Here is a 25,252-nt window from a genome sequence, read left to right as displayed (position 1 = left end):
GCCGGGATCACACCGTCGCGACGAGCAACTCTTCCGCGTTGTCCGGCGGGCGCAGGCCGTCCGTACGATCGGCGAAGTAGCGACGTGCAAGTTCCGCGGCCGACACGTGCCCGGCCCGCGCGAAGCCGGCCTCCGTCGCGAGCGCGCAGATCTCCGCCGGCAGGAAGAAGCTGATGAACGGCGTGCCGCTCGCGCGGGCGCCTTTCGCGGCCATCTCGAGCCCCGGACGCACGTCCGGATCGGCAAGCTCAAGCGGCAGCAGGAACGTCATCGCGAACGTCGAACCCGGCGCGAGCGACGCGGCTTCGCGCAATGCCGCCGCGTTCGCGTCGCGCGTCAGGTACATGCTGACGCCCGTGGACACGACGACCGCCGGCTTGCCCGGATCGAAGCCCGCGCGCACGAGCGCGTCGCGCCACGACTGCTTCGCCTCGAAATCGACCGGCACGAACCGCAGCCAGTCCGGCACGCCGAAGCCGAGCTCGGTCAGCCGGCGGCGTTTCCACGCCTGCGGCGCGGGCGGATCGACCTCGAAGACGGTCAGGCGCGACGCCATCTCGGGCCGGCGCTGCACGAAGCTGTCGAGGCCCGCGCCGAGGATCACGTACTGGCTCACGCCCCGCGCGGCCTGCTCGACGACGAGATCCTCGATGAAGCGCGCCCGCGCGACGATCGATGCGCGAAACGGCCGCGTGAACCGCGGATCCATGTCGCCGCGCTGCTGCCAGCCGGGCGCCGGCGCGAGCAGGCGCAGGCCGACTTCGTCGGCGAGCACGTGCGGCGGCGCATCGAGTTCGACGTGCAGCGCGCGCCACAGCGCGACGCGTGCGGCGGTGCTGTCGGGGGCGTCATGATGGAGGTCGGTCATCGTCGCGGCCTCACGCGCCCGGCTTGCCCGGCGCCGGGAAGAACTTCGCGGAGTTGCCCCAGTTGTGCGTCGTCAGGTACACGGCTTCGATTCGCTCGGATGACATGTCATTCCTCCGTGGTGGACGGCCCGGCCCTCAGCGGCGGAGCCGCCAGATCCGCGCGCAATGCGTCGGCCACCAGCGCGGACAGCGACTGCTGCGTTTCGATGGCGCGATGCTTGACCCGCCGGATCAGGCCCAGCGGCAGATACACGTTGAATTGCTTCACTTCTTCGTCGGTCATGCGCGCTAGCATGCCAGCAATCCAGCAAATTTCAATCGGGACACCGGAGCCGGCGGCGCGGCGGACGTCGACGCCGCTCCAACGTGTTTATATCGAGTTCACCGCGCCGCCACCCGCGCGAACAGCGCGTCGAGGTCGAAGCCGGTCGTATCGATGCCGATCGTGTCGCGCAGGCACGCGCCCCACGCAGCCGCGTCGTCGAAGGTGACGGTGCGCCCCGCGCCCGCCGCGTCGCGCAAGGTCAGCACGGTGTTGAACAGCGCCGCGCGGCCGTCCGGCAGCACGCGGCAGGCAATCAGGTCGTTCACGAAGATCGATTCGGGATAGGTCGACGTGAACCAGTTCGCGGCGTCGTAATCGATCCACTCGGCCGGTTTCAGCGAGAAGCGGTAAGTCGTCTGCCAGCCGTCGGGGATCTCGAACTGCATGTCGAATTCGCCGTCGACCGGCGCGCCGACGATACGAAACGCGCCGTGCGGCGTCATCTGCCGCTCACCCGGCACGAAGCGCAGCGGCGCGGTCAGCGTCGCGCTGCCGAAGCCGATGTCCGCGAGCCACGCCGCGCCGTCGAGATCGATGCGCAGCAGCATGTGCGTCTGCGCGGTGACGATCTCGGGCGGCCGCATCCAGCGCACGCGCGCGATCAGCGGCGTCACGCGAAAACCGATCGTCGTGAGCGCGGTGTAGAAGAGCTTGTTGAGTTCGAAGCAGTAGCCGCCGCGGCGGCGCCCGATCACCTTGTCGACGATCGCCGGCAGGTCGAGCGCGACACGCGCGCCGGTCAGCGGATTGAGGTTTTCGAACGGAATCGCCTGCGGGTGCAGCAAATGCAGCCGGCGCAGCACGTCGAGCGTCGGCTCGGCCGGGCCGTCGTAGCCAATGCGGGCGAAGTAGCGCGGGAGGTCGAACGAGTCAGTCATGAACCGGCACCGGGAACGGGGAACACGCAACGATAGCATCGCGCGATATCCCCATGTTGCGCAGGGCCATCCCGAATCCGCGCGCGCCGCCGGCACCGCGGCGCGCGGTTTGCGGCAACGTTACGGCAGCAGCTTCAGCGCGGACGACGCGACCGCCGGCACCGAAATGCCCTGGCTCGTCGCGAACTGCACGGCCTGGCTGAGCGTCGACGCGAGCGACTGCAACTGGCCCGGCGCGCTCTGCGCGATATACGACGCGGCCTGCATGTTCTGCGGATTCAGGCCCGACTGCAGCAGCGATGCGGCGCTGGTCGAACCGAGATTGCCGAGCCCCGATTGCAGCTGCGAATACTGCGTGAGGCCCTGGCCGAGCGATGCGAGGCCGTTGCTGAACGCCTGCTTGTCGACCGGGCCGTGCGTCGCGCCGCCGCTCGCGAACGCCTGGCCGAGCGCCTGCGACACCGACTGCTGCGCGCCGCCCATCTGCGACAGCGCGGCCGGCGTCAACGCGTTGCCGCCACCGAGCAGGCTGGCGGCCTGCTGCGCCTGCCCGGCCGCGCCGGTAAGCCCCATCGCCGACGCGAGCGACGACTGGCCGGCCAGCACCTGCTGATTCGCGCCGACGTATGCCTGCATGAGCTGCGCGACGCCGCCCTGCGCGGGCGCGGCCTGTTGCTGCCCGCCGCCGAGCAGCGCCGAGCCGATCGATTGCAGGTCGAGCTGCGCATGCGCGGCGCCGTTGGCGCCCAGCAGGATGCCGAGTGCGATGCCCGCCGATGCCAGCTGCTTGCCCGTCACGCGAATATGCTTCATCTGTTTGCCTCGTGCCCGAATGAATGAGGCCGATATTGTCGAAGCGCGTCGCGCGCCGCCGCAACGACTGAAACACATCGAAACGAAATCGCGCGCCACGGCCGCTTGCAATTCCGCGGCCGTCCCGACTCGCCACGCACATTCGTCCGCGTTTGCCGCGCGATGCCGGGCACGCGTCCGGATTCGTTCCTTTTCCGCGTCAATCGCGCTTGTTTCGGGAATCCGCGATCGACGCCGCGGCGCGCATCACACAGCCATCCACGCCGGCAGACGCTGGCCGACCCAGTCGGCCGCCTGCTCGTAGCCGCGCGCGAGCTGCAGCACCGCGAGGTCCGCGCGCGGCCGGCCGATCAGTTGCATCCCCATCGGCAGCCCCGCGTCGTTGAAGCCGACCGGCACGCTGATCACGGGGCAGCCGGCCAGGGTCCACGGCACGACCGTTTCCATCCAGCGGTGGTAGGTGTCCATCGCGCGGCCCGCGATTTCCTTCGGCCAGCGCTGCTCGACGTCGAACGGGAACATCTGCGCGGTCGGTGCCGCGATGAAGTCGTAGCGGTCGAAGAAGCTCAGCACCGCCTGGTGCCACGCGGTGCGCTCGATGCTCGCGTCGAACACCTCGGCGCCCTGCATCGCGAGCAGCCCTTCGACCTCGTAGATCGCCTCGGGCTTCAGCAGCGCGCGCCGTGCCGGATCGCGATAGTGCGCGAGCAGCCCGCCACCGGACAGCAGATGCCGATGCGCGAGCCACAGGCGCCAGATGCGCTCGGGCGCGAACGCCGGCAGCGCCGCATCGACGTCGCAGCCGATCTCGCGCAGCGTCGCGAGGCCCTTTTCGCACTGCGCGAGCACGCCCGGCTCGGTCGCGAGATAACCGTTCCAGTCGCCGACCCAAGCGATGCGCTCGCCGCGCGGGTCCTTGTCGAGGGGCTTCGCGAACACGGCCGGATCCTCCGCGAGCGACAGCGGATCGTTCGGGTCGTAGCCGGCCTGAATCGCGAGCAGCTGCGCGACGTCGCCGACCGTGCGGCCCATCGGCCCTTCGATGCCGAGCTGCTGCATGAACACGTCGACGCCCGGCCAGCGCGGCACGCGGCCCTGCGACGGCCGGAACCCGTAGATGTTGCAGAACGCGGCCGGATTGCGCAGCGAGCCGCCGAAGTCGCTGCCGTCCGCGACCGGCAGCATGCGCGCGGCGAGCGCCGCCGCCGTGCCGCCGCTGCTGCCGCCCGCGCTCTTCGTCAGGTCGTACGGATTGCGTGTCGCGCCGTGGATTTCGTTGAACGTATGCGAGCCGAGGCCGAATTCCGGCGTGTTGGTCTTGCCGATGAAGATCGCGCCCGCCGCGCGCATTCGACCGACGCCGACCGAGTCGGCCTGCGGCACGTTATCGCGGAAGATCGGCGAGCCGTAGGTCGTCCGCAGCCCTTTGGTCATCGCGAGATCCTTCGGCGCCTGCGGCATCCCGTGCAGCCAGCCGTGATACTCGCCGCGGGCCAGCGCGGCGTCCTTTTCCGCGGCTTCGGCGAGCAGCACGGCGCGCTCGCGCAGCGAGACCAGCGCGTTCACCGCGCCGTTCACGCGCTCGATGTGATCGAGATATGCACGCATCGTCTCGACGCACGAAACCGCCTTGCCGCGGATCGCCGACGCGAGCTCGCCGGCCGACAGGCGCACGATCGGGTCGACGGTGATGGAAGCGGGAGCGAGAAGCTGCGGGGCGTCGTGCGGCATGCGAGGTCTCCTGGAATCGGTATGGAATGGCGGGCCGCATGGTGGCGGCCGTCCGTCGCGAACGGCCGGGAAGGCGCCGGGAAGAGGCCAAGGCGGGCCGCGGTCGATGCTCTACTCTACGCGACGCCGGGTGCTCGACCTCCGATATTTTCCGCCGCGATTCATTGAGGATTCGACTAAATCGGCGGGGGTGCGCCGCTCGACCGCCAGCGTCGGGCTGCCGCCCGGCCGATTGGTGTAAACGTTTATGCGCATAAACCTAAATTTCTTATATTTCTAATAGGCGCAACACGAGGCGACGGACGTTGACGACATTTTTACGCGCCCGCCCCATCTATTTAGGTCGCGCGATCCGGCGGCGCACTACGCTGGGAACATCTCGACTACGGAGCATTTTCCATGCTCAAACTGCTGGTTCCGGTCGGACATTCACCCCGCTCGCTGCAGGCGGTCCGCCACGCGACCTTTCTGTATCGCGAACGCTGTGCATCCGAAATCGTGCTGATCAACGTGCAGGCGCCGCTCGAGTCGACGCGGCTCGAGGCGTTTCACCCGCTGTCGCGGCTACAGTCGATCGAGGACAAGTTCGCGTGCGACGATCTGGCGATGGCGGAGCGGGTGCTGCGGGAAGCCGGTGTCCGGTACAGCATCGTGAAGAAGGTCGGGCCGGTGGCCGACACGATCGCGGCCGTCGCGGCCGAGACCGGCTGCGACGAAATCGTCGTCGTCGCGCCGCGGCAGGATCCGTTTCACGCGATGCTTTCGATGTTCCGTCGCAGCGTGATGGACCGGCTCGTGCGGATCTCGAATGTGCCGGTGACGGCAGTGCGATGAACGGTGCGGCGCTTACTTGATGACCTTGCGCCAGAACACGAGGTAGGTCGCGGCGGAAGATGCAATCAGCAGAATGGCCCACAGCGGCGCGAGACTGATCAGGACGGAAGAGACGTTAAGCATTTGGATTCCTCACTATTTCGATAGCGATGTTCGGCACGTACCTGCTGCGTCCGGAGCCGCTGCGCGCATCGCTTGCCGCGCATCGCGTTCCGTTGAAACATGCATTCATGCTATCGCTTTGACTGCCGGCGCGACCGTCTCGCCCTGCCCCTAACCTGACATTCGTCAAACTCGCGTCAATCGCGCGTCGGTGCGGCGGGCCACCGCTCCTTTCCTCGTTCGCGCGGCAGAAGGCGGTATGCGAGCGCCGCGGCCTGCCGCCATTTCCGCAGACGTTTACCGGGGGAAGCCCCAAGTGCCTCCCGAAACGTGTCCGCGTTACGCTTGCGTAACAAGGAGACGAATCATGAGACGAGTGGTGCACATCGCCTTTTTCGCGCTGCTGGCCTACCTGATCGGCGATCGGGCACTGCTGCACGCGCAAGGCCGCGACGCCAGCCCGATGGCGTGCTCGCAGGGCGCCGAGCAGGTGAAATACGACGCGCTCAGCCGCGGCTTCGGCAACGCGGCCGCCGACAGCCAGCGCGAGGCGTTCATGTCCGGCTGCCTGGTGACCGGGCGCGCCGATCGGAACGTTGCGATGGCGGCTCGCTGACGCCGACGCGTATCGCCCCAGCTGCGTCGCTCTCGCCGCCGCCCGGCGGCACGCTTTCACGAGCGCAGTCCGTTTTCTCCCGCATCCCCCCGGCTTCCCCCACATCGGCCAAGCCGGTTTTCTGCTGCGCCGTGTTCGGTATTCGGAACGCATTGACCGACCGGCACCGCCCGCCTGACGGCCCGGGCACGCCGATTGCGACTCGACTGCCCCTCCCCACGGGTCGCCGCCATGAACGACAACGAGTCCCTCGGTACCGCGCAGCCTCGTCCGCGCGCGGCAACATGGCTCCGGCGCCTCGGGCCGGGCCTCGTCACCGGTGCCGCCGACGACGATCCGTCAGGCATCGGAACGTACTCGCAGGCGGGCGCGCAGTTCGGACTCGAACTGCTCTGGTCGCTGCTGCTGACCTATCCGCTGATGACGGCGATCCAGCTGGTCAGCGCGCGCATCGGCCGCGTGACGGGCAAGGGCCTCGCGTCGAACATGCGCGCGCACTACCCGCCATGGCTGCTCTACAGCGCCGTGGCATTGCTGTTGATCGCGAACGTGATCAACATCGCGGCCGACCTGTCGGCGATGGGCGCGGCGGTCAATCTTCTGCTGCATGGCCCTCAGGAACTCTATGTCGTCTGCCTGGGCGGCGTGTCGGTCGTGCTGCAGATTTTCGTGCCGTACGACCGCTATGCGCGTCTGCTCAAATGGATCGCGCTGGTCCTGCTCGCGTATGTCGCGGTGGCGCTCATCGTGCCCGTCCACTGGGGCGAGGTCGGCCGCGCGATCGTGCGGCCGCATGTCCAGTTCACCGCCGCCTATCTGACCACGGTCATCGCCGTGCTCGGCACCACGATCAGCCCGTATCTGTTTTTCTGGCAGGCGTCGCAGGAGGTCGAGGAACTGCATGCGGAGCCGAGCCAGCATGCGTTACGGCGCGCACCGCATCAGGCGCCCGCGCAGTTGCGACGAATCAACTTCGATACCTGGGTCGGCATGGGCGTATCGAACGTCATTGCGTTCTTCATCACGCTGACGGCAGCGGCCACGCTCTACATGCACCACATCGAAGTGAAGACGTCCGCCGACGCCGCGCGCGCCCTCGAGCCCATTGCCGGACACTTCGCGTACATGCTGTTTGCGCTCGGGATCGTCGGCACCGGCCTGCTGGCGTTGCCGGTGCTCGCCGGCTCGGCCGCCTATGCGGCCGCAGGCAGCTTCCGCTGGCGCAACAGCCTCGCGCTGCGGCTCGGCGTCGCGCCCGAATTCTATGCGGTGATCGCCTTGGCGATCGTCGGCGGCGTCGCGATCACGTTCATGCATTTCGACCCGATCCGCGCGCTCTACTGGAGTGCGGTCATCAACGGCGTGACCGCCGTTCCGATCATGATCGTGATGATGCTGATGGCCGGCAGCCGGCGCATCATGGGCAAGTTCGCCGTGACGGGCGCGCTGGCATGGGGCGGCTGGGCCGCGACGCTCGCGATGGCGATCGCGGCGACGGGGGTGTTCGTGCCAGGGTAAGCCGCATCGGTCACATGCGCCGGACCGTGTGCACGATCAGCCTCGCTCCGGACGAATCACCAGCTCGTCGAACCCGGTCCCTGCATCGGGTTCACGGGAGAAACGATGTGAGTGCAACAGCACGAGCAGGATCTCGGCGGTCGTCCGCACCACGCAGCCGCGCGCGACATGTCCGCCCGATACGCGGCCGTTCGCGTCGGACACCGACATATGAAGGTGCGCGCCGTCCGGCGAGACCGAACCGGCCAGCGTCAGGATTTCGAGGTCGCCGCGCAGTTCGGTCGGCGCGTCGACACCGGCAAAGCGAAGCTGCGCGACATTCAGGCTGCCGATCCCCTGGATCACGAATGCCGCGTGTGCGTCGAGCCGACGCAACGCCTGCTCGATCGATGCGCGCAGATCGTCGCCGGGGGAAAGACGCAAAGGATGGGCTTGCATGGTGGCTAACCTGCGGGTGGGCCGGGGTGTCGACAAAGAGTACGTTCGACCCGGCCATTCGGCAAGTCGCCCGCCGGATGACGCGCCGCACCTGCGTCACCGCAACGTGCGGCACGCGCATCACACGGTGAATCGCTCGCTCGCGAATTGCGCGTCCGGCATGCCGGCCGCGACGGCAATTTCCCGCGCGTCGCCCCTCTCCTGATACTCGGCCATGCGCCTGAGCATCGACAGGACCGTCGCGAGCCCCGTGCCGCCCGCGACGAACCAGCGCGGCCGCAGGCTGTCCGCGAACAGGCGCGAACCCAAGCGCCGGAAAACAGAAAGGCCCGGACGATGTCCGGGCCCCCCATGTCAGCCGTTGCGACCGGCCGCGCTTACGCCTCCAGCGCTTCGAGCACTTTCCCCTTCGTCTCGATCCCGACGAAATGAACGGTCACGGCCGCGATCAGCGGCACGATGCCGATCAGGTAGAACGCCGGCGCGAGATTGCCGCCGATGATCGCGTGCGGCACGATCATCGGCGCCGCGAACGACGCGATCTTCAGCCACGCGCTGCCGAGCCCGCAGCCCGACGCGCGGATGCTCGTCGGATACTGCTCCGGCGTATAGACGTATGCGGTGATGAAGCCCGATGCCATCAACCCCAGCGACAGCGAGCAGAAGGTCGCGACGACATACACCGACGCCGCGTGATAGAAGCCCGCGAACGCCAGCGACAGCGCGCACAGCACGAACGACCACACGATCACCGGCTTGCGGCCGAGCTTGTCGACCAGCAATGCGGACGCGAGCGAACCGAGCACGCCCATCACCGAGCCGATCACCGCGAGATTCAGCGCGAGCTGCAGCGGTGCGTGATAGAAGTTCTTGTAGATCGTCGGCAGCCACGTGGACAGCCCGTACTGGATGAACCCGCACGTCGCCCACAGCGTCGCCACCGCGAGCGTGCGCTTGCGATACGCGGCGCTGAACAGGTCGGTCATCCGGCGCTTCGGGTGCTGGCGGACCATCTCGTCGTACGCGGCCACCTGCGTGACCGGCGGCAGTTCGCCGCGCACCGACGATTCGAACACGCCGACCGCGCGCCCGGCTTCCGGGAGGCGCCCGCGCGAGGCGAGCCAGCGCGGCGATTCCGGCACGAGATGCGTGAGCACCAGCGCGAGGATCAACGGCAGCCCGCCGACGAAGTACATGATCTCCCAGCCGAACCGCGGCACGAGCCATGCACCCAGCGCCATCGATACCAGCAGACCGATCGGAAACACGATTTCATACAACAGCACGAAGCGGCCGCGGCCGTGCGCACGCGTGATTTCGTTGATGTACGTGGCCGCGACCGGCAGTTCGCCGCCGAGACCGAGCCCCTGCAAAATCCGCAGCAGCACGAACACCTCGAACGTCGGCGCGAAACCGCACGCGATGCTCGTGATGCCGATCACGGCGGAACTCCACGCGATCGCCTTCACACGGCCATGCTTCTCGGCGAGCGCGGGAAACAGGAACGCGCCGATCAGCTGCCCGATCGCGCCGGACGCGATCAGCATGCCGATCTGCGTCGGCGACAGCCCCCACTTGTGAATCAGCAGCGGCAACGTCGCCGCGATCGTGATCACGTCGAAGCCGTCGAAGAACGTGGCGGTGCCGATCAGCACGCGCGCGCGAATCTGCATCGCGTTGGCCGGAAGCCGCTCGAGCCGCGCGATGATCGCGCCGGGCGTGGAGGCGGCAGCTTCCATCGTGGCCCTGCCGGCCACGACGTTGTCGAAAGTGCTCATGCGGGGTGTCTCCTGGATCGTTCGCCGGTCAGGCAAGCGCTTTGGTCGTGTCCGCCAGGGCTTCCGTATCCACTGCCCGGCCCTGGTTCATCCACTTGCGTGCGAGCTTGAGCTCGCGTGCGTTGTTGATGGCGATGACACCTCTCACATGCCCATCGCCTACGAAAAACAGCGTCGCGCGTCGCGCGGCGATATCGCCGCGCACGACGAGCTGCGCGTCGGCCGGCAGATCGCCGAGGATCTGCAGGTTCACGTCGTACTGATCGGACCAGAACCACGGAATCTCCGCGTACGGCGCGCGCACGCCGAGCACGGCCTTCGCGGCCGCGATCGCCTGGTTCTGCGCGTTCGCCCACGATTCGAGCCGCACGCGCCGCTTCAGCCAGCCGTTGTGATGGTTCGCAACGTCGCCGCACGCGAAGATCGCCGGATCGCTGGTCGCACCGAATTCGTCGACCACGATGCCGTCGTCGACCGCCAGGCCCGCGTCGCTCGCCAGCGTCGCGTTCAGCGCGAGGCCGATGCCGGCCACCGCGAAATCCGCATCGATCGTCGTGCCGTCGGCGAGCGTCGCGCGCACCTTCGACGCGTCGTCCGGTTGCGCGTCGAGCGACGCGAGCGCCGCGCCGAGGCACACGTCGACACCATTCGCGCGATGCAGGTCGAGCAGGAAGTCCGACACGATCTGCGGCACCGAACGCCCGCACAGACGCGGCGCGCCTTCGACGACGACCGCTTCGACGCCGAGCTTGCGTGCGGTCGCGGCGACTTCGAGGCCGATCCAGCCGCCGCCGATCACGAGCACGCGCCGGCTCGCACGCAGCTTCTCGCCGAGCGCGGCCGCTTCGTCGAGCGTGCGCAGGTAGTGCAGATTCGGCGTCCTGACGATTGCGTCGGGCAAGCGACGCGACGTGCCGCCGGTCGCGATCACGAGGCGGTCGTATTCGATCACGAGGCCGCTTTCGGTCTTCACCACGCGGCGCGCACGGTCGATCGACGCCGCGCGTTCCGGCTGCCACGCCTCGACGTTCAGCGCGTCGAATTCGTCCGGGCGCACGACGCGCACCGTTTCGATGTCGGCATCGCCCGCCAGCACGGCTTTCGACAGCGGCGGGCGCTCGTACGGCAGGTGCGGCTCGTCGGCGATCATCACGAGGCGGCCCGCGAACCCTTCCGCGCGCAGCGTCTTCAGCACCCAGCCGGCGGCCTGGCCGCCGCCGACCACGACGACCGTGCCCGGCACGGCCGGCGCTTGCGTGTGCGCTTCGGTCATGATTTGCGCTCCGTCATGAACTTGCCTTCCGGCGCCTTCGCGTTTTTCTGCCGGCGCGTGTTGCCGTCGAGGCCGCCGTCGACGGCCCATTCGGCGAACACGGTCGGGCCCGGCTCGAATTCGCGCGGCTGCCATTCGGGCGTCAGCACGTCCTCGTCCGCGTAGTACTCGATCAACGCGCCGGCCGGATTCTGGAAGTACCAGAAGTACGCGGACGACACCGGATGACGCCCCGGGCCGAGTTGCGTCTCCCAGCCGCAGCGGTCGATGTGCATGCCGCCGCCGAACACTTCGTGGATATCGCGCACGGTGAACGCGACGTGGTTCAGGCCGCGCTTTCCGTTCGGCAACGCGAGCAGGAACAGGTCGTGGTGGCCGCCGTGCGGCGCGCAGCGCATGAACGCGCCGCGGCCCGGATAGCGATCCGACGTCTCGAAGCCGAGCAGCTCGTGATAGAACTTTTCCTGCGCGTCGAGGCAGTTCGTGAAGAACACGACGTGGCCGACCTCGACCGGCTCGGCGCGCGCATAGATCGGGCTCGGCTGGTCGACCCGCGCCGTCCGGCCCCACACGTTCGAAGGCGAGCCGGTGATGTCGAGCGCGCGCTTGCGCGTCACCTCAATGCGGATCGCCATGCCGTTCGGGTCGATGCACCCGACCGCATCGTCCTGCGCGTAATAGCCGGGCTGGCCGGCCAGCTTCGCGCGCAGCGCGTCGACCTCCTGCTGCGTCGCGACGCCCCACGTGACTTCGCGCAGCGTCGGGCCCGCCTCGAACGCGGGCGGCAGCGACGGATCGTCGGCCTTGACGACCAGCACGGTGCAGCCGTTCAGCGTTTCGAAGCGTGCGCGCGTGTCGTCGTGCGCGACTTCCTTCAGCCCCCAGTCGGCGAAAAAGCGCCGGCACGTCGCGAGGTCGTCGACACCGTACGTGATCTGCTCGATACCCAAGATGCTCATTGCGTCATTCCCCTTCGCTCAGTTCGCCCACGGCAGCGGCGCGTCGTTCAAGCCCCAGTAGAGGCTCTTCTGCTGCATGTACTCGCGGATGCCGAGACGGCCCTTCTCGCGGCCCATCCCGCTCTCCTTCCAGCCCGAGAACGGCGTGGAAATCGAAAACAGCTTGTACGTGTTGATCCAGACGGTGCCCGTCTCGAGCGCGCGCGCGATGCGCCATGCGCGCTTGTAATCGCGCGTCCAGATGCCGGCGGCGAGGCCGAACACGCTGTCGTTCGCCTGCGCGATCAGCGACGCTTCGTCGTCGAACGGCATCGCGACCAGCACCGGTCCGAAGATTTCCTCCTGGCAGATACGCGCGCTGTTCGGCAAGCCTTCGAGAATCGTCGGCTGGTAGAAGAAGCCGTCCTCGCGCCCGTCGCCCGACGGACGCTCGCCGCCGCACAGCAGACGGCCGCCTTCCTCCAGCCCGAGCGCGACGTAGCGCTCCACCGATTCGCGATGCTTCGCGGTGATCAGCGGACCCATCTGCGTGTCGGGCCGCGTCGGGTCGCCCACGCGCAGCTTGCGCGCGCCGGCCACCAGCCGCTTCATGAATTCGTCGTACACCGAGCGCTGCACGAACAGCCGCGAACCCGCGATGCACGCCTCGCCCGACGAACTGAAGATGCCGTACAGCACGCCGTTGACCGCGTGATCGAGATCCGCGTCGTCGCACACGATCGTCGGCGACTTGCCGCCGAGCTCCAGCGACACGGGCATCAGCTTTTCCGCCGCGATGCGCGCGATGCCGCGGCCCACTTCGGTGCCGCCGGTAAACGACACCTTCTTCACGAGCGGATGGCGCACCAGCACGTCGCCGATCACCGAGCCCTTGCCCGGCAGCACGCTCAGCACGCCCTTCGGCACGCCGGCCTCCTCGCAGATGCGGGCCAGCGCGAGCGACACGAGCGGCGTGACTTCGGCCGGCTTGAGCACCACCGCGTTGCCGCCGGCGAGCGCCGGCGCGAGCTTCTGCGCGTCGGATGCGATCGGCGAGTTCCACGGCGTGATCGCCGCGATCACGCCGATCGGCTCGTGCACGCTCATCGTCAGGTAGTCGCCGCGCGACGGCGTCAGTTCTTCGTCGAGCGTCTCCAGGCAGGCCGCGAAATAGCGGAACGTGTTGGCCGCGCTCGCCACCAGCACGCGCGTCTCGCCGATCGGCTTGCCGTTGTCGCGCCGCTGCAGGTTCGCGAGCGCCTCGTGACGCTGCATGATCAGGTCGGCGATCCGGTACAGCACCAGCGCGCGCTGGTGCGGCTTGAGGCCGGACCAGTCCGCGCGGCGCCATGCGGCGTCGGCGGCCACGACGGCGTCGGCCGCGTCTTCCGCGTTCGCCGTCGATACTTCCATGTTCAGCGACTGGTCGGCCGGATAAATGCTCGCGTAAGGCGCGCCGCGACCGCGCCGCCACTCGCCGCCGATCAGGATGTCGCCGTTGGGTACGAGGCTCGTATCGAATGGAGTCATGTCACAAGTCCCACAAATCTGTCTCTGCGCAGCCGCCCGCGCCGTGGCGCCGGCGGCCGTTCAATGGCCCGAATGGCTGCGTCGCCCGCTCAGATCACGCAGCGGGCCGCGCGGTTGCGCAGCGCGCGGATCGCGCTGTACGCGGTCAACGCGGACGTCTTCGGGTTGTCGGGCAACGGCTTGCCGCTCATTTCGAGCGACATCTCACCGAACGCGCCGCGTGCGGTGATGCGGTGCACGTTGCGCGCGACGGCCGGATCGGCGATCAGGCGCACGCGCGTCGCGTCGAGGCCGAGGCCCGCGAGCGCGACCGTCGCCGCGACGTTCGCGTTCTTCGGATACAGCCGCGCGGCGTCGCGTGCGGTGCCTTCGAAGATGACCTTCTCTTCGGTCATCGCGCGCAAGTCGCACAACGCCTCGGCGGGTGTGCCGAGCCAGCCGAGCGGCGGCTTGCGGCCGACGTACAGCACCTCGTCTAGCCCGCCCTGCTTCGCCGACGCCAGCGCGTCGATTCCGCCGATCGCGCCGGACAGCAGCGTCAGCGTCGCGTCGCCTTCGTCGGCGGCCCGCGACAGCACGTCGAGCAGCGCGAGGTCGGACAGCGCGCCGATCGATGCGACCGCGCAATCGGTGCCGGCCTTCAGCAGCGGCACGACGTGATCGACGAGCGCGCTGTGACCCGCGCACTCGAGCGCGAATTCGGGGCGGCGGGCCAGTGCGTCGACCGACGACACGACCTCCACCGCGCCGCCGAGCTCGCGCTGCACCGCGTCGCGCTGGTGCTCGGGCACGATCACGTGCGCGACGCGCAACGAGGCGTCATGCTCGACCGCGCGATACACGGCCGCACCGATCGCGCCGAAGCCGATCATCGCGATGTCGACGGGCGCATGCCCGCGGGCTTGGCCGTTACGCATACTGCCGCTCCGACGGCGTTTCTTCCTTCTTCACCGGCGGGCCCGCGAATGCCGATGCGAACGAGCCGACCGACAACATGTCGACCTCGACCATCACCGGCCCTTCCTTCGCGATTCCTTCGCGCACGATCGCTTCGGCCTGGTCGAGCGACGAGATCCGGTAGTGCGTGAGGCCGAAACTTGCGCAGAACTGCGCGAAATCCGGCTGGTGCAGCTGCACGAAGCAGCGGCGGCCGCCGTAGTGCGCGTCCTGGATGTTGCGGATCACGCCGTAGCACTGGTCGTTCATCAGCACGATCATCACGTTCGCGTTTTCCTGCACGGCCGTCACGAGCTCGCCGACGTTGACCATCAGGCCGCCGTCGCCGACCAGGCAGACCGTCTTCGCCGCCGCACCCGCCAGCGCCGCGCCGATGCCCATCTGGATGCCCTGGCCGATGCCGCCGCCGAGCGCATGCACGCCCGCGCGCGGTTCGAAGATCTTCAGCAGGCGGTTGCCCCACGTGCTGTTCGAGATCGTCACGTCGCGCACCCAGTTGTAGTCGCGGCCCACCGCGCCCTGCAGCGTATCGACCAGCGTCTTGTAGGGCCCGAGGCCTTCCGACACGCTGGCGACGGCCTGCTCGCGCGCCGCCGCGAGATCGGCCGCGAACCGCGGATCGACGGACAGGCGGCCTTCGAGGCGATCGGCCAGCTCGGCCAGCACGCGCTTCGAATCGCCGTGCACGAACAGCTCGTTGCGATAGCCGCGGTTGTCGGCGAGCGCGTCGGCGTCGATGCGGAACAGCGGCTGCGGCAGCGCGAGCTTGTACTTCAGCGTCTCGTTGCCGCGCAGGCGCGAGCCGACCACGACGAGCGCGTCGCAGGTCTTGTAGAACGCCTCGACGGACGCATGCACGTTGAACGCGCCGAGCGTCGCCGGATGATCTTCCGGCAGCACGCCGCGGCCCTGCACGCTCGTCACGACGCCGAAGCCGAGCTTCACCAGGCGTTCGACTTCCGCACGGGCGTGGCGCGCACCGCCGCCGATCCACAACAGCGGACGGCGCTTGGCCGCCAGCGCGTCGGCGAGTTTCGCGACGCGCGCTGCGTCGTGCTCGCGCACCGCGACGTGCGCGGGTGCGAGGTCTTCCGGCCATTCGATTTCGGCGGCCTGGATGTCGATCGGAATCTCGACCGATACGGGGCCCGTCGGCGCGGTCTGCGCGATGCGCACCGCTTCGCGGATCGTCGGCAGCACGGTCTCGACCGTGCGCACGCGGAACGCGGCCTTCGAGATCGCGTCGAGCATCGTGAGCTGGTCCGGCGCTTCGTGGATGTAGGCCAGGTCCTGATCGAGATACGGCGTCTCGATCTGCCCCGTGATGTGCAGCAGCGCCGTGCCGGCCGTCAGCGCCTCGACCATCGCGCCGGCCGCGTTGCCCGCCGCCGTACCCGTGCTCGTGAACGCCACGCCGAGGCCGCCCGACACGCGGGCCAGGCCGTCGGCCATGTTCACCGCGCCGGCTTCACCGCGCGCGCCGACATACCGGATGTTGCCGCGCGAGTTGATCGCGTCGAGGATCGGCATGTTGTGGATCGAGATGACACCGAATGCGGTCTTGACGTCGCACTGCTCGAGAAAGGCGGCAATCAGCTCGCCAACCGTGGTTTTTTTAGACATGGCGTGCAAAGCCTCCAGAAACGTCGATATGGCTGCCCGTCGTATAGGACGACAGATGCGTTGCGAGATAAAAAAGTGCCCAGGCGGCCTCGTCAGGCTTGCCGAAGCGGTTCAGCGGAATGTTCTTCTTGCGGGCGAGCGCGCCCGTCCAGTCCTCCCAGCTTTCACCGGCCTGCGCCTGTGCTTCGTAGCGGCGGCGCCACTGACCCGACTCGACGATGCCGATCAGGATCGAGTTCACGCGGATGCGCTGCGGTGCGAGTTCGGTCGCGAGCGACTTCACGAGGCTCAGCACGCCCGCGCGCGCCGACGACGTCGCGACCATGTGCGGCTCCGGCTGCAGCGCGAGCAGCGAATTCACGCAGGTGATCGTCGGCGCCTGCGCGTCGCGCAGCAGCGGCAGGAACGCGCGCGTCGGGCGGATGATGCTGAAGTACTTCAGTTCGAGCTCTTCGCGCCATGCGTCGTCGGTCGTGTCGGCGAAGGTCGACACGCGGCCCTGGCCCGCGTTGTTGACCAGCATGTCGGCGCGGCCGAAGCGGTCGGACACGGCCTGCGCGAACGCGGCCACATCGGCTTCGTCGAGCACGTTGCAGCGCACGGCGAGCAGTTGCGCGCCCGGATATTTCTCGCCGAGCAGCGCTTGCGCGCGCGCGAGGCGTTCGCCGTCACGGCCGCAAATCGCGACCGACGCGCCGGCCTGCAGAAACCGCTCGGCAGTCGCGAGGCCGATGCCGGACGAACCGCCCGTCACCACCGCCACCTGCCCCGTCAGATCGATCTCAATCATCGGAGTCCTAAAGCCTTCATAAACGTGTGCTCGTCATCCGAGCGGTAATTGAGCCGCCGCGACAGTTCCGCCGCCGCGCGCTGCACCTTGTCGATCAGGCCGTCGGCGATCAGCGTCGCGTCGATCTCCGGCCGGGGCACCGTCACCGTGATGCACGCGACGATCCGCTGCGTATCGTTGCGCACCGGCGCCGTGACCACCGAAATGCCGCGTTCGAACGACGAATTGCTGACGCCGTAGCCGCGCAGCGCATCCTCGCGGATCACTTCGTACAGCGCATCGACCGTCTCCGGCGTCGCGCTCGTCATCCGGTTCAGCGTGCTTTCCGGATACAGCGCGCGCAGCGCCTGAAGCGACAGGTCGCCCATCAGCACGTGACCGTGAGTCGTCGCATGCGCGGGCAGCCGCGTGCCGACGTTCACGCGAATCGAGCTGAACACCGGCGACTGGCTCTGCGCCTTCGCGACGAACACCACGTCGCGGCCGTCGCGGATCACGATGTGCGTCGTGAAGCCGGTCGCGTCGCGCAGGCTCTCGATCACCGGCAGGCCGAGATCGGTCAGCTCGAGCGAGCTCAGGTATTCGAAGCCGAGCCGCAACACGGCGATGCCGAGCTTGTAGTTGCGATCCTTGTCGGCGCGCTCGAGAAAGCCGAGCGATTCGAGCGTCTGCAGCAGACGGAACACCGTCGTGCGCGGGATGCCGAGCCGCTTCGACAGTTCCGGCGCGCCGAGCACCGGCTCGCGCGGCGAGAATTCGGCGAGGATTCGCAAACCGCGTTCGAGGCCCGGCACCACGTAGTTGGCCTCGGACTTCGCGGCGTCCGCATCCTGTTGTTGCAACGGTTCGCTCATTCCAGCCCCCGTTGGCGATCGCATTGACGGCAGAACGTGTCGATCAGTGACGAATAAACCGCCGGTGCTTCCACGTAACCCGCATGACCGGCCTGCGGAATCACCTGCAATCCGACGTGCGCGGCCGCTGCGATGCGCTCGCACGCGGCAGGCGGCGTGATCGCGTCGTTCGCGCCGACCGCCACCGCGGCGCGGCCGCGAAAGCCGGCGAGATCGGACGCGAGATCGGCGTTCGCGAGCAGATGCGTGGCCTGCGCATAGCCGGCCGGCACGATGCGCGCCATGTTCCACCGCACCCACGCCCGCGCATCCTCGCTCGCGAAACCCGACAACATGTTGCCGCTGCGCTGCTCGGCGAGCCCGGCCGGGCCGAGTTCCTCGAGCATGGCAAGGCGTGCATCGCGGCGCGCGTCGCGCGTCTCGGCGGGCGCGCTGCCGTAACCGCCCGCGGGCGAGATCAGCAGCAGGCCGGCGATCCGCGCGGGCATCGCGCGGGCCAACCCGCCCGCGACGATCGCGCCGAGCGAATGCCCGACCAGCACGCAGCGTTCGATGCCGAGTGCCTCGAGCCACGCGTTCAGCGACGCCGCGTAATCGGCGGCCGTCGGCGACGCGCCGCGCACGGGCGTCGACACGCCGTAGCCGGGCGCATCCCACGCGAGCACGCGCCGCGACGCGCCGAGCGCGTCGAGCTGGCGCACCCACGATGCGGCGCCCGAGCCGATCCCGTGCAGCAGCACGACGGGCAGCGCGTGGCCCGCATGCTGCGCGCCGGCCTCGCGATAACCGATCGTGCCCGCCGCGCCGGCCGCGCAGCGCCGTTCGGGAAACTGCCCGAGCAGCGCGGCGAACGCCGCGGTGCGGTCGCGTTCACGTTTGTCGATGACACTCATTGCTTGCTCCGCCCCGTCTCAGCGCTTGATCTTCGCGAGCGGCGAATCCGGCGGATACGTCGGCGTGATGGGCTTCGGCGAACCGAGCATCACGCACATCAGCGCGTCTTCCTCGCCGATGTTGATTTCCGTGCGATACACGCCCGGCGGCACCGAGATCAGGTCGCGCTCGCCGAGGATCGCTTCCCAGGTCTCGCCGTCGCGCTCGCAGATCACCTTCATCTTGCCGCGCAGCACGAAGAAGATTTCCTCGACGTCGATGTGGATGTGGCTCGGGCCGATGTTGCCGGCCGGAATGACCATCGTCGAAAACGTGAAGTTGCCGGCCGGCACCGTGTTGACGTCCTTCGCGACGCCCGTGCCGCCCGTGCCGACGTAGCGCATCTGCGCACGGCGATACTTCGGGTCGTAGTCGGCCTGGAACTTCAGCGCATCCCAGTCGTAGCGCCGCGTCGCGTAGCGCGCGACACGCCCTTCCATCCAGTCGCCGAAGCTTGCGCCGTCCGGCTGGTCCCACGACTTGCGTTCGAGATCTGCGTCCGCCATCGTCCTCTCCTTCATTCAGAGTGAAAACTTCAATTCAATTCATTACGAAGCCGCCGTTCACCGGCAGCAGTTGACCTGTCACGAAGCGCGCGCCGTCCGACAGCAGGAACAGCACGGGGCCCGTCACGTCGTCGGGCACCTGCGCGCGCGTCAGCGCGCGGCCCTGCATGTAGAACGCGTGCCGTTCGGCCGGCACGTAGGCCGTCGCCTCGACTTCGGTGAGCCCCGGCGCGATCGCGTTGACCGTCACGCCGTGCGCGCCGAACTCGCGTGCCTGCGCATGCGTCATCGCGATCACGGCGCCCTTGCTGGCGACGTACGCGAGCAGCTTCGGCGCGCCCCAGAGCGCGGTGTCCGATGCGAGGTTCACGATCGCGCCGCGCCCCGACTGCGCGAGGTGCGGCAGCGCCGCATTGCTGACGAGCCACACGCCGCGCACGTTCACGTTCATCACGGCATCCCAGGTCGACACGTCGAGTTCCGTCGACAGCTTGCCGCCCGAGTTCGTGATCGCCGCGTTGTTGATCAGCGCATCGATGCCGCCGAGCACCGCCGCGCCCTGCGCGACGAATGCGTCGACGCTCGCCGGATCGGCCAGGTCGAGCGCGAAGAAATGCGCGGTGTGGCCGGCTTGCGTGAGTTGCGCGGCCAGCGCACGGCCCTCTTCGACGAGCACGTCGCCGAACGCGACCTGCGCGCCCGCGGCGACCAGCGCCTTCACGAATGCCGCGCCCAGACCGCGCGCGCCGCCCGTGACGAGCACGCGGCGCCCCGGCAGCGACACCACCGGTGCGAACTCAGCCATTCGCGGGCTCCGCCGCGGCCTGCGCCGCACGGTGCGCGTCGAGCGCGGACAGGTGCTCCTGCGCGCGCGTGCGCAGCATGCGGCGCACGCGCGTGACGCCGACGTCGTGCTGGTACAGGTATTCGTGATCGCGCGCGTTCGGTGCGAGGCTTTCTAGGACGTAGCGGTCCTGCTCGAGCACGTCCCAGTGCAGGCCCTCGAGGCGGTTGCGGTACATGAAGCGCCACACGTCGCGCTGCCAGCCGCTGACCTTGCGGGTGCGCCAGAAGTAGACCTGGCAGTTGTCGCCGTCGACCGGCGTCGCGAAACCGATGATCCCGAAGTTGCCGCCCGGGCCGAACTTCTGCTTGTACGGAATCGCGAGACGCATCCACAGGCAGCCCGTTTCGCCGAGCTCGACCCAGTCGAAGTTCACGTCGCGCTGGCCGATCTTCTCGAACATCAGGCCCGTTTCCGTCTTGCGCACGCGCATGTCGGCCTGCTTGTCGCCTTCGGCCATCGAGTGCGACGTCGCGTGGAGATACGCGCCGTGCATCGGGTCCATCACGTTGTCGATCGCGTACTGGTAATTGCACTTCCAGTTCGACACGCACAGGAAGTGGCCGTATTCGTCGGCGACCAGTTCTTCCGGCAGGTTCAGCGGCGCCGGCTCGCCGTGCGCTTCGTCGCCGAACCACAGGAAGATCGCCCCGGCCTTCTCCTCGACCGGATACGACTTCACGCACTTCATGCCTTCGAGCGGACAGTTCGCGACCGCCGGCACGCGATTGACGGTGCCGCCGCCGTCGACTTCGATGCCGTGATACCAGCAGGCGATGTTGCCGCCGAGATTCCAGCCCAGCGACAGGCGCGCGCCGCGGTGCGGGCAGCGATCTTCCAGCGCGTGAACCTTGCCCTCGTGATCGCGCCACAGCACGATCTGCTCGGACAGGCGCGTGAGGCCGACGGGCGCGTTCGACACCTGCCAGCTCGGGGCGACGGGATACCAGTAGTTCTTGATGCCGCGATCGAGATAGTCGCGGACCGGGTCGTGTTGTGTTTCGTGTTGTGCGGGGGACGTCATCAGTGTGCTCCGGATGCGGTTGTCGTCGGGTCGGCGGTCACGCGGCGCGCGCGCTCATTCCGCCAGCGAGGCCATTTCGGCGCGGAAGCGCTCGGGCGTCCACGCCGTGCCGTCCGGCGCGCGGAAGCCGATGCGGTTCAGGCCCGCGACGACATCGTCCAGCTCGGTCGCGCCGCTCTCGAACACGCGTTCGAGCGCATCGCCGAGGTCGTTTTCATATTGGGTCGGCTCGGCCTTGCGGTTCTGCCAGACGCGGTTCTCGACCTGGCCCGGGATCTCGATCTGCCCCTTGCCGGCGACGTTGTTCGGCTGCGGCGCCACCCACGGCTTCAGGAAGGGATTGAAGTTGACGGTCGCTTCTTTCATGTCATTCCACCTTGATCTGGATTTCCTCGCCGGCCAGCCGCACCGCGTACTGCTTCAGCGCGCGCCCGCCCGGGCCCTTCAGGCATTCGCCCGTCTTGATGTCGAACACGGCCTCGTGCAGCGGACATTCGACCGTGCCTTCGTCGACGAACCCCTGCGTCAGCAGCGCGTATGCATGCGGGCACACGTTCTCGAGCGCATACACCTCGTCGCCGACGCGGTAGATCCCGATTTCGACGCCGTCGGTCCGCTTGAACTCGATCGGCGTGTCTTCCGACAGCGCGCCGGCGTGCCCGGCGCAAACCCATTGTTCAGACATCTCACACCCTTCCTTCTGATCGACTCTCGGTTCGCTCCGGATTTGTTCCATATCCGGAACAGCAGTTTATGGATGGTGATTATAGGAGCGACTTTCCACGAGTAAAACAAAAAGCTGCACGTCCTAGGGAAAACACCGACCGCCCGGTCGACGGTCGGCCCCGCCACCCGCGTCAATTGTGATTTTTTGTTTTATTGCGGGGGTTTAAGCCCGATTTCCAGGATTCTCGAACTGCTGTTGCGGATCGTCTTCAAGCCCATCCGGCCCGATAAATTTATTTTTGATACTTTGCGTGACACCTCTATACTCCATTCCATCAGAGGCACACTGTTCCTTATATGGAACACAAAAATGCCCGCCGGTGGTGAAGAAAGCGCGCGACGGCCGGCCGTCCTCGTGCCCGCCGCCACGGCACGTTTCTCATCAGGTTTGGAGAGTCAGGAGATCAAATGGTCAAGCATGCGGTAGCAGCAGCAATCATCGGAATGGGCGCGGCCTCGGGCGCCTGGGCACAGAGCAGCGTGGTGCTGTACGGCAGCATGGATGCCGGCGTCGCCTATGTGAACAACGTCGGCGGCCATGCGAAGTGGGCCATGATCCAGGGCAACACGCAGCCCGACCGGTGGGGCCTGAAAGGCAAGGAAGACCTCGGCGGCGGCCTGTCGGCGATCTTCCAGCTGGAAAACGGCTTCTATACGAACAACGGCCAGTTCGCGACCGCGAACACGATCTGGAACCGCGCGGCGTTCGTCGGTCTCAGCTCCGACCGCTACGGCACGCTGACGCTCGGCCGGCAGACGCCGCTGTCGTTCGACTACCTCGATCCGCTCAGCACCGCGTATCTCGCGATGAGCTGGTATGCGTTCCACCCGGGCAACATCGACGGGCTCGCCGCGACCGGCAACGTGCCGTACAACAACGCGGTCAAGTACCGTTCGCCGAGCTTCGCCGGCTTCTCGGCCGCGGCGACGATGGCGCTCGGCAACACGACGAACTTCTCGACCGGCAAGTCGGTCGGCGTCGCGCTGAACTATGCGAACGGGCCGTTCAAGGCGTCGGCCGTGTATTCGAACGAGCACGACCGCTCGATCCTGATCGGCCAGACGGGCATCACGTCGTTCCAGGGGCAGAACACCGCGAACGGCTACCTCGCGAACAAGGTCGAGAACATCGGCGCGGGCGCGTCCTACCAGTTCGGCGACTTCCTCGTGCACGGCCTCTACACGCGCACGAAGATGCAGTCGAACGGGTTTTCCGACACGTTCCAGAGCTACGACGCGGGTGTGAACTACCGCAGCAGCGCGTTCAACACGATCGCGGGCGGCGCGGCGACCACGACGCTGGCCGGCCGCCGCTGGACGCAGGTCGAGCTCGGCGACATCTATTCGCTGTCCAAGCGCACGCAGCTGTACGCGAACGTGCTGTACGAGCACGGTTCGGGCGGCGCGAAGGCCGCGTTCTTCACGGCCGGCGCGTCGAGCACCGCGAACCAGGTGATCGTGCTGACCGGCATCCACCATTCGTTCTGAGCGGCGACGGGCGCACGCGCCCGAGGCCGGAAACGAAAAGAGCAGCCCGCGGGCTGCTCTTTTTTCGTTGGCGATGGATCGATAAGGCCGCACGACGCGGCCCGTGCGGCGGATCAGAACATCGCGACCCGGTGGCGCGCATGCGCGAACGTCGGGTCGCTTTCGAGCGGCCGGTAGTTCAGGCGCTGCGACAGGTCGACCGCCGCACCGCACACTGCTTCGACGAGCCGCTCTTTCTCGCCGGTCTCGCCGATCTCCGAGCGCGGCACCGTCGCGGTGATCGCCGCGACGATCGCGCCCGAATGGTCGCGCACGGGCGCGGTCACGGCCGAGATGCCGCTCTCGAACGCGGCCTCGCTGACCGCATAGCCGAGCCGCGCATAGTGACGCACGCGCTCGTACAACTCGTCGACGGTGCCAGGCGTGCGCTCGGTGAACTGTTCGAGCCGTTTTTCCGGATACAGCTGGCGCAACGCGTCGCGCGTGAGGTCGCCCATCAGCACATGGCCGTGCACGGTCGCGTGCGCGGGCAGCCGCGTGCCGACGTGCACCTTCACCGAACCGAACATCGACGTGTTGCTCTGCGCCTTCGCGACGAACACGACATCGCGCTGGTCGCGGATCAGCAGGTGCGTCGACAGGCCCGTCGCGTCGCGCAGCCGTTCGAGCACGGGCGTGCCGAGATCGGTCAGTTCCAGCGAATTCAGGTATTCGAAGCCGAGCCGCAGCACGCCGACGCCGAGCCGGAAATAGCGGTCGCCGTTCACGCGCTCGAGAAAGCCGAGCGCCTCGAGCGTCTGCAGCAGGCGGAAGGTGGTCGTGCGCGGGATGCCGATGCGCTTCGACAGCTCGGGCGCGCCGAGCACCGGCTCGCGCGCGGAGAATTCGGCGAGGATCCGCAGCCCGCGTTCGAGGCCCGGGACCAGATACGACGACGCGCCGCCCGACGATTCGTCGTCGCCCGCGCCCTGCTTCGGCGCGTCGTGGTCGACGTCGTCGCCCGCTGTCGCGCGCGGCGCGCTTGCCGGCTTCGCCGGCGGTTTCGATGCGCCGCTCATCGTTGGATTGACCCTCTGCACATGGACGGAATGGAAGCGTTCACGAAAGACCCGCAATGCTTGATTATGGATTTTCGACCGGACCGGATCAACACGATCCAGCTCACGCGGCCGACGGCCCGATGCGCCCGACCGGACCGCCGGGGCGGCATATAGCCTGATGCGATCGAAAGAATAACAGCGATAGACAGGACTGCCCACCGGAACGTCGCCGGGTGCATCCGCGACCGGCGAACGTGGCGGCGGCTTGCGCGACGGGCGCCACGCAGGCACGCCACGCGATGCGTGACGTGCATCGGCGAAGCGAGGGAAACGGGGAAATCGGAAAGAAGGAAGAAAAGCGACCGGCAATGCACGACCGCACCGACCCGCGAACGGGATCGGCGCGACGGCGTTCAGGCCGTCACTGCTGCGTCATACTCGGCGCGCGCGAGCTGGCCGGCGGCATAGGCATCGGCTTCGCCGCGGAAGCCGTCCGTGCTGAATGCGACGACTTTCACACCGACGCCGGATGCCCGCTTCACCGTCAGCGCCCATTGCCATCCGCCGTCTTGTTCGAAGACGTGCAGCGAGGGTTCGAGGGATGAGTCCAGTACGGTCAAGGGTTCTGCTCCTGCCCTGCGCGTCGCATCGGCCACGCGTCGGGCATGTCGAAAAGATGCGCCGGTTCGCGGCGCGTTTCAGCCATTCGACAGTCTAGTCAAGGAATGTTGCGACGCACCATCAGGGCTTACACCTGCCTATCAGAACCCGGCGGTCGATGAAATCCACCTGAAATCCTTATGGCACGGGCCTCACGGGCCTAT

General features: G+C 67.9%; 26 protein-coding genes and 1 pseudogene. 4 read left to right on the top strand and 23 right to left on the bottom strand.

Annotated elements, in window-relative coordinates; all coding sequences use genetic code 11:
• Positions 1 to 7: 7 nt before the first annotated feature.
• The 5 genes from WS45_RS03900 to WS45_RS03880 form a co-directional block, all read right to left on the bottom strand.
• Positions 8 to 868: a class I SAM-dependent methyltransferase gene (locus WS45_RS03900; RefSeq protein WP_059691879.1), complete on the bottom strand. Its 861-nt coding sequence runs from the start codon at positions 866 to 868 to the stop codon at positions 8 to 10.
• A 107-nt stretch (positions 869 to 975) separates the two neighbouring features.
• Positions 976 to 1,152 carry a ribbon-helix-helix protein, CopG family gene (locus tag WS45_RS03895; protein ID WP_059698319.1) on the bottom strand — a complete coding sequence of 59 codons (177 nt, stop codon included), beginning with the start codon at positions 1,150 to 1,152 and terminating at the stop codon, positions 976 to 978.
• Positions 1,153 to 1,250: 98 nt separating this feature from the next.
• Complete coding sequence (locus tag WS45_RS03890) at positions 1,251 to 2,072, bottom strand: arylamine N-acetyltransferase family protein (protein ID WP_059698317.1); 822 nt, start codon at positions 2,070 to 2,072, stop codon at positions 1,251 to 1,253.
• 120 nt (positions 2,073 to 2,192) lie between these two features.
• Positions 2,193 to 2,885: a hypothetical protein gene (locus WS45_RS03885; protein ID WP_059698315.1), complete on the bottom strand. Its 693-nt coding sequence runs from the start codon at positions 2,883 to 2,885 to the stop codon at positions 2,193 to 2,195.
• 246 nt (positions 2,886 to 3,131) lie between these two features.
• A complete protein-coding gene (locus WS45_RS03880; RefSeq protein WP_059698313.1) occupies positions 3,132 to 4,616 on the bottom strand; it encodes an amidase in 1,485 nt (494 codons plus the stop codon).
• A gap of 399 nt (positions 4,617 to 5,015) precedes the next feature.
• Between WS45_RS03880 and WS45_RS03875 the strand changes: the two genes are divergently transcribed.
• The 3 genes from WS45_RS03875 to WS45_RS03865 all read left to right on the top strand — a co-directional run bounded on the left by WS45_RS03875 (position 5,016) and on the right by WS45_RS03865 (position 7,686).
• Positions 5,016 to 5,450, top strand: a complete 435-nt coding sequence (locus tag WS45_RS03875; RefSeq protein WP_059526413.1) for a universal stress protein — start codon at positions 5,016 to 5,018, stop codon at positions 5,448 to 5,450.
• Between the two features lie 469 nt (positions 5,451 to 5,919).
• Positions 5,920 to 6,168 (top strand): hypothetical protein, encoded by a 249-nt coding sequence (locus WS45_RS03870; RefSeq protein ID WP_059526416.1) that lies wholly within the window; start codon positions 5,920 to 5,922, stop codon positions 6,166 to 6,168.
• A 231-nt stretch (positions 6,169 to 6,399) separates the two neighbouring features.
• Positions 6,400 to 7,686: an Nramp family divalent metal transporter gene (locus WS45_RS03865; protein ID WP_059698311.1), complete on the top strand. Its 1,287-nt coding sequence runs from the start codon at positions 6,400 to 6,402 to the stop codon at positions 7,684 to 7,686.
• 36 nt (positions 7,687 to 7,722) lie between these two features.
• On the opposite strand, the gene WS45_RS03860 is transcribed toward WS45_RS03865, so the two are convergent.
• The 16 genes and pseudogenes from WS45_RS03860 to WS45_RS03785 all read right to left on the bottom strand — a co-directional run bounded on the left by WS45_RS03860 (position 7,723) and on the right by WS45_RS03785 (position 21,859).
• Positions 7,723 to 8,124 (bottom strand): PPC domain-containing DNA-binding protein, encoded by a 402-nt coding sequence (locus tag WS45_RS03860; protein WP_059698309.1) that lies wholly within the window; start codon positions 8,122 to 8,124, stop codon positions 7,723 to 7,725.
• A gap of 120 nt (positions 8,125 to 8,244) precedes the next feature.
• Positions 8,245 to 8,460: pseudogene (locus WS45_RS03855) on the bottom strand (hypothetical protein); the annotation flags it as partial.
• 41 nt (positions 8,461 to 8,501) lie between these two features.
• Positions 8,502 to 9,902 (bottom strand): MFS transporter, encoded by a 1,401-nt coding sequence (locus WS45_RS03850; protein ID WP_059698306.1) that lies wholly within the window; start codon positions 9,900 to 9,902, stop codon positions 8,502 to 8,504.
• A gap of 28 nt (positions 9,903 to 9,930) precedes the next feature.
• Positions 9,931 to 11,175: an NAD(P)/FAD-dependent oxidoreductase gene (locus tag WS45_RS03845; protein ID WP_059698304.1), complete on the bottom strand. Its 1,245-nt coding sequence runs from the start codon at positions 11,173 to 11,175 to the stop codon at positions 9,931 to 9,933.
• Entirely contained in the window at positions 11,172 to 12,134 is a 963-nt protein-coding gene (locus WS45_RS03840; RefSeq protein ID WP_059698302.1) for a VOC family protein, read from the bottom strand. Before WS45_RS03840 ends, WS45_RS03845 begins: the two co-directional genes overlap by 4 nt.
• A gap of 18 nt (positions 12,135 to 12,152) precedes the next feature.
• Positions 12,153 to 13,643: an aldehyde dehydrogenase gene (locus tag WS45_RS03835; RefSeq protein WP_059526435.1), complete on the bottom strand. Its 1,491-nt coding sequence runs from the start codon at positions 13,641 to 13,643 to the stop codon at positions 12,153 to 12,155.
• An 89-nt stretch (positions 13,644 to 13,732) separates the two neighbouring features.
• Complete coding sequence (locus WS45_RS03830; RefSeq protein ID WP_059698300.1) at positions 13,733 to 14,560, bottom strand: aspartate dehydrogenase; 828 nt, start codon at positions 14,558 to 14,560, stop codon at positions 13,733 to 13,735.
• Entirely contained in the window at positions 14,553 to 16,223 is a 1,671-nt protein-coding gene (locus WS45_RS03825; protein WP_059526441.1) for a thiamine pyrophosphate-binding protein, read from the bottom strand. Before WS45_RS03825 ends, WS45_RS03830 begins: the two co-directional genes overlap by 8 nt.
• The gene (locus WS45_RS03820; protein ID WP_059526445.1) at positions 16,216 to 17,013 is read right to left on the bottom strand and encodes an SDR family oxidoreductase; all 798 of its coding nucleotides are present in this window, start codon (positions 17,011 to 17,013) and stop codon (positions 16,216 to 16,218) included. Before WS45_RS03820 ends, WS45_RS03825 begins: the two co-directional genes overlap by 8 nt.
• A complete protein-coding gene (locus tag WS45_RS03815; RefSeq protein WP_059698298.1) occupies positions 17,010 to 17,867 on the bottom strand; it encodes an IclR family transcriptional regulator in 858 nt (285 codons plus the stop codon). Before WS45_RS03815 ends, WS45_RS03820 begins: the two co-directional genes overlap by 4 nt.
• A complete protein-coding gene (locus WS45_RS03810; protein WP_059698296.1) occupies positions 17,864 to 18,760 on the bottom strand; it encodes an alpha/beta fold hydrolase in 897 nt (298 codons plus the stop codon). Before WS45_RS03810 ends, WS45_RS03815 begins: the two co-directional genes overlap by 4 nt.
• 18 nt (positions 18,761 to 18,778) lie before the next feature.
• Positions 18,779 to 19,306: a cupin domain-containing protein gene (locus WS45_RS03805; RefSeq protein ID WP_059526452.1), complete on the bottom strand. Its 528-nt coding sequence runs from the start codon at positions 19,304 to 19,306 to the stop codon at positions 18,779 to 18,781.
• A 34-nt stretch (positions 19,307 to 19,340) separates the two neighbouring features.
• Positions 19,341 to 20,111 (bottom strand): SDR family oxidoreductase, encoded by a 771-nt coding sequence (locus WS45_RS03800; RefSeq protein WP_059698294.1) that lies wholly within the window; start codon positions 20,109 to 20,111, stop codon positions 19,341 to 19,343.
• Positions 20,104 to 21,174: an aromatic ring-hydroxylating dioxygenase subunit alpha gene (locus tag WS45_RS03795; RefSeq protein ID WP_059691865.1), complete on the bottom strand. Its 1,071-nt coding sequence runs from the start codon at positions 21,172 to 21,174 to the stop codon at positions 20,104 to 20,106. Before WS45_RS03795 ends, WS45_RS03800 begins: the two co-directional genes overlap by 8 nt.
• A gap of 54 nt (positions 21,175 to 21,228) precedes the next feature.
• Positions 21,229 to 21,540: a recombinase-like helix-turn-helix domain-containing protein gene (locus WS45_RS03790; protein WP_059526461.1), complete on the bottom strand. Its 312-nt coding sequence runs from the start codon at positions 21,538 to 21,540 to the stop codon at positions 21,229 to 21,231.
• A gap of 1 nt (position 21,541) precedes the next feature.
• Positions 21,542 to 21,859 (bottom strand): non-heme iron oxygenase ferredoxin subunit, encoded by a 318-nt coding sequence (locus tag WS45_RS03785; protein WP_006758060.1) that lies wholly within the window; start codon positions 21,857 to 21,859, stop codon positions 21,542 to 21,544.
• Positions 21,860 to 22,308: 449 nt separating this feature from the next.
• On the opposite strand from WS45_RS03785, the gene WS45_RS03780 reads away from it, so the two are divergent.
• Positions 22,309 to 23,388, top strand: coding sequence for a porin (locus WS45_RS03780; protein ID WP_059698292.1), 1,080 nt, complete (start codon positions 22,309 to 22,311; stop codon positions 23,386 to 23,388).
• A 113-nt stretch (positions 23,389 to 23,501) separates the two neighbouring features.
• Here WS45_RS03780 and WS45_RS03775 read toward each other — a convergent pair whose 3' ends face one another.
• Together WS45_RS03775 and WS45_RS03770 are read right to left on the bottom strand one after the other, a co-directional pair.
• Positions 23,502 to 24,446 carry an IclR family transcriptional regulator gene (locus tag WS45_RS03775; RefSeq protein ID WP_059698290.1) on the bottom strand — a complete coding sequence of 315 codons (945 nt, stop codon included), beginning with the start codon at positions 24,444 to 24,446 and terminating at the stop codon, positions 23,502 to 23,504.
• A 395-nt stretch (positions 24,447 to 24,841) separates the two neighbouring features.
• Complete coding sequence (locus WS45_RS03770; protein WP_044843168.1) at positions 24,842 to 25,048, bottom strand: hypothetical protein; 207 nt, start codon at positions 25,046 to 25,048, stop codon at positions 24,842 to 24,844.
• Between the last annotated feature and the right edge of the window lie 204 nt (positions 25,049 to 25,252).

The organism is Burkholderia sp. RF2-non_BP3, assembly GCF_001522185.1.
Lineage (GTDB): Bacteria > Pseudomonadota > Gammaproteobacteria > Burkholderiales > Burkholderiaceae > Burkholderia > Burkholderia diffusa.
This window is presented reverse-complemented; position numbering and strand designations above follow the sequence as displayed.

Coding starts and splice junctions, on each gene's coding strand:
- WS45_RS03865 (WP_059698311.1), top strand. CDS start 6,400: ATGAACGACAACGAGTCCCTCGGTACCGCGCAGCCTCGTCCGCGCGCG.
- WS45_RS03835 (WP_059526435.1), bottom strand. CDS start 13,643: ATGACTCCATTCGATACGAGCCTCGTACCCAACGGCGACATCCTGATC.
- WS45_RS03875 (WP_059526413.1), top strand. CDS start 5,016: ATGCTCAAACTGCTGGTTCCGGTCGGACATTCACCCCGCTCGCTGCAG.
- WS45_RS03845 (WP_059698304.1), bottom strand. CDS start 11,175: ATGACCGAAGCGCACACGCAAGCGCCGGCCGTGCCGGGCACGGTCGTC.
- WS45_RS03825 (WP_059526441.1), bottom strand. CDS start 16,223: ATGTCTAAAAAAACCACGGTTGGCGAGCTGATTGCCGCCTTTCTCGAG.
- WS45_RS03860 (WP_059698309.1), bottom strand. CDS start 8,124: ATGCAAGCCCATCCTTTGCGTCTTTCCCCCGGCGACGATCTGCGCGCA.
- WS45_RS03815 (WP_059698298.1), bottom strand. CDS start 17,867: ATGAGCGAACCGTTGCAACAACAGGATGCGGACGCCGCGAAGTCCGAG.
- WS45_RS03790 (WP_059526461.1), bottom strand. CDS start 21,540: ATGAAAGAAGCGACCGTCAACTTCAATCCCTTCCTGAAGCCGTGGGTG.
- WS45_RS03800 (WP_059698294.1), bottom strand. CDS start 20,111: ATGGCTGAGTTCGCACCGGTGGTGTCGCTGCCGGGGCGCCGCGTGCTC.
- WS45_RS03880 (WP_059698313.1), bottom strand. CDS start 4,616: ATGCCGCACGACGCCCCGCAGCTTCTCGCTCCCGCTTCCATCACCGTC.
- WS45_RS03895 (WP_059698319.1), bottom strand. CDS start 1,152: ATGACCGACGAAGAAGTGAAGCAATTCAACGTGTATCTGCCGCTGGGC.
- WS45_RS03840 (WP_059698302.1), bottom strand. CDS start 12,134: ATGAGCATCTTGGGTATCGAGCAGATCACGTACGGTGTCGACGACCTC.
- WS45_RS03850 (WP_059698306.1), bottom strand. CDS start 9,902: ATGAGCACTTTCGACAACGTCGTGGCCGGCAGGGCCACGATGGAAGCT.
- WS45_RS03870 (WP_059526416.1), top strand. CDS start 5,920: ATGAGACGAGTGGTGCACATCGCCTTTTTCGCGCTGCTGGCCTACCTG.
- WS45_RS03810 (WP_059698296.1), bottom strand. CDS start 18,760: ATGAGTGTCATCGACAAACGTGAACGCGACCGCACCGCGGCGTTCGCC.
- WS45_RS03795 (WP_059691865.1), bottom strand. CDS start 21,174: ATGACGTCCCCCGCACAACACGAAACACAACACGACCCGGTCCGCGAC.
- WS45_RS03885 (WP_059698315.1), bottom strand. CDS start 2,885: ATGAAGCATATTCGCGTGACGGGCAAGCAGCTGGCATCGGCGGGCATC.
- WS45_RS03775 (WP_059698290.1), bottom strand. CDS start 24,446: ATGAGCGGCGCATCGAAACCGCCGGCGAAGCCGGCAAGCGCGCCGCGC.
- WS45_RS03900 (WP_059691879.1), bottom strand. CDS start 868: ATGACCGACCTCCATCATGACGCCCCCGACAGCACCGCCGCACGCGTC.
- WS45_RS03830 (WP_059698300.1), bottom strand. CDS start 14,560: ATGCGTAACGGCCAAGCCCGCGGGCATGCGCCCGTCGACATCGCGATG.
- WS45_RS03780 (WP_059698292.1), top strand. CDS start 22,309: ATGGTCAAGCATGCGGTAGCAGCAGCAATCATCGGAATGGGCGCGGCC.
- WS45_RS03820 (WP_059526445.1), bottom strand. CDS start 17,013: ATGATTGAGATCGATCTGACGGGGCAGGTGGCGGTGGTGACGGGCGGT.
- WS45_RS03805 (WP_059526452.1), bottom strand. CDS start 19,306: ATGGCGGACGCAGATCTCGAACGCAAGTCGTGGGACCAGCCGGACGGC.
- WS45_RS03785 (WP_006758060.1), bottom strand. CDS start 21,859: ATGTCTGAACAATGGGTTTGCGCCGGGCACGCCGGCGCGCTGTCGGAA.
- WS45_RS03890 (WP_059698317.1), bottom strand. CDS start 2,072: ATGACTGACTCGTTCGACCTCCCGCGCTACTTCGCCCGCATTGGCTAC.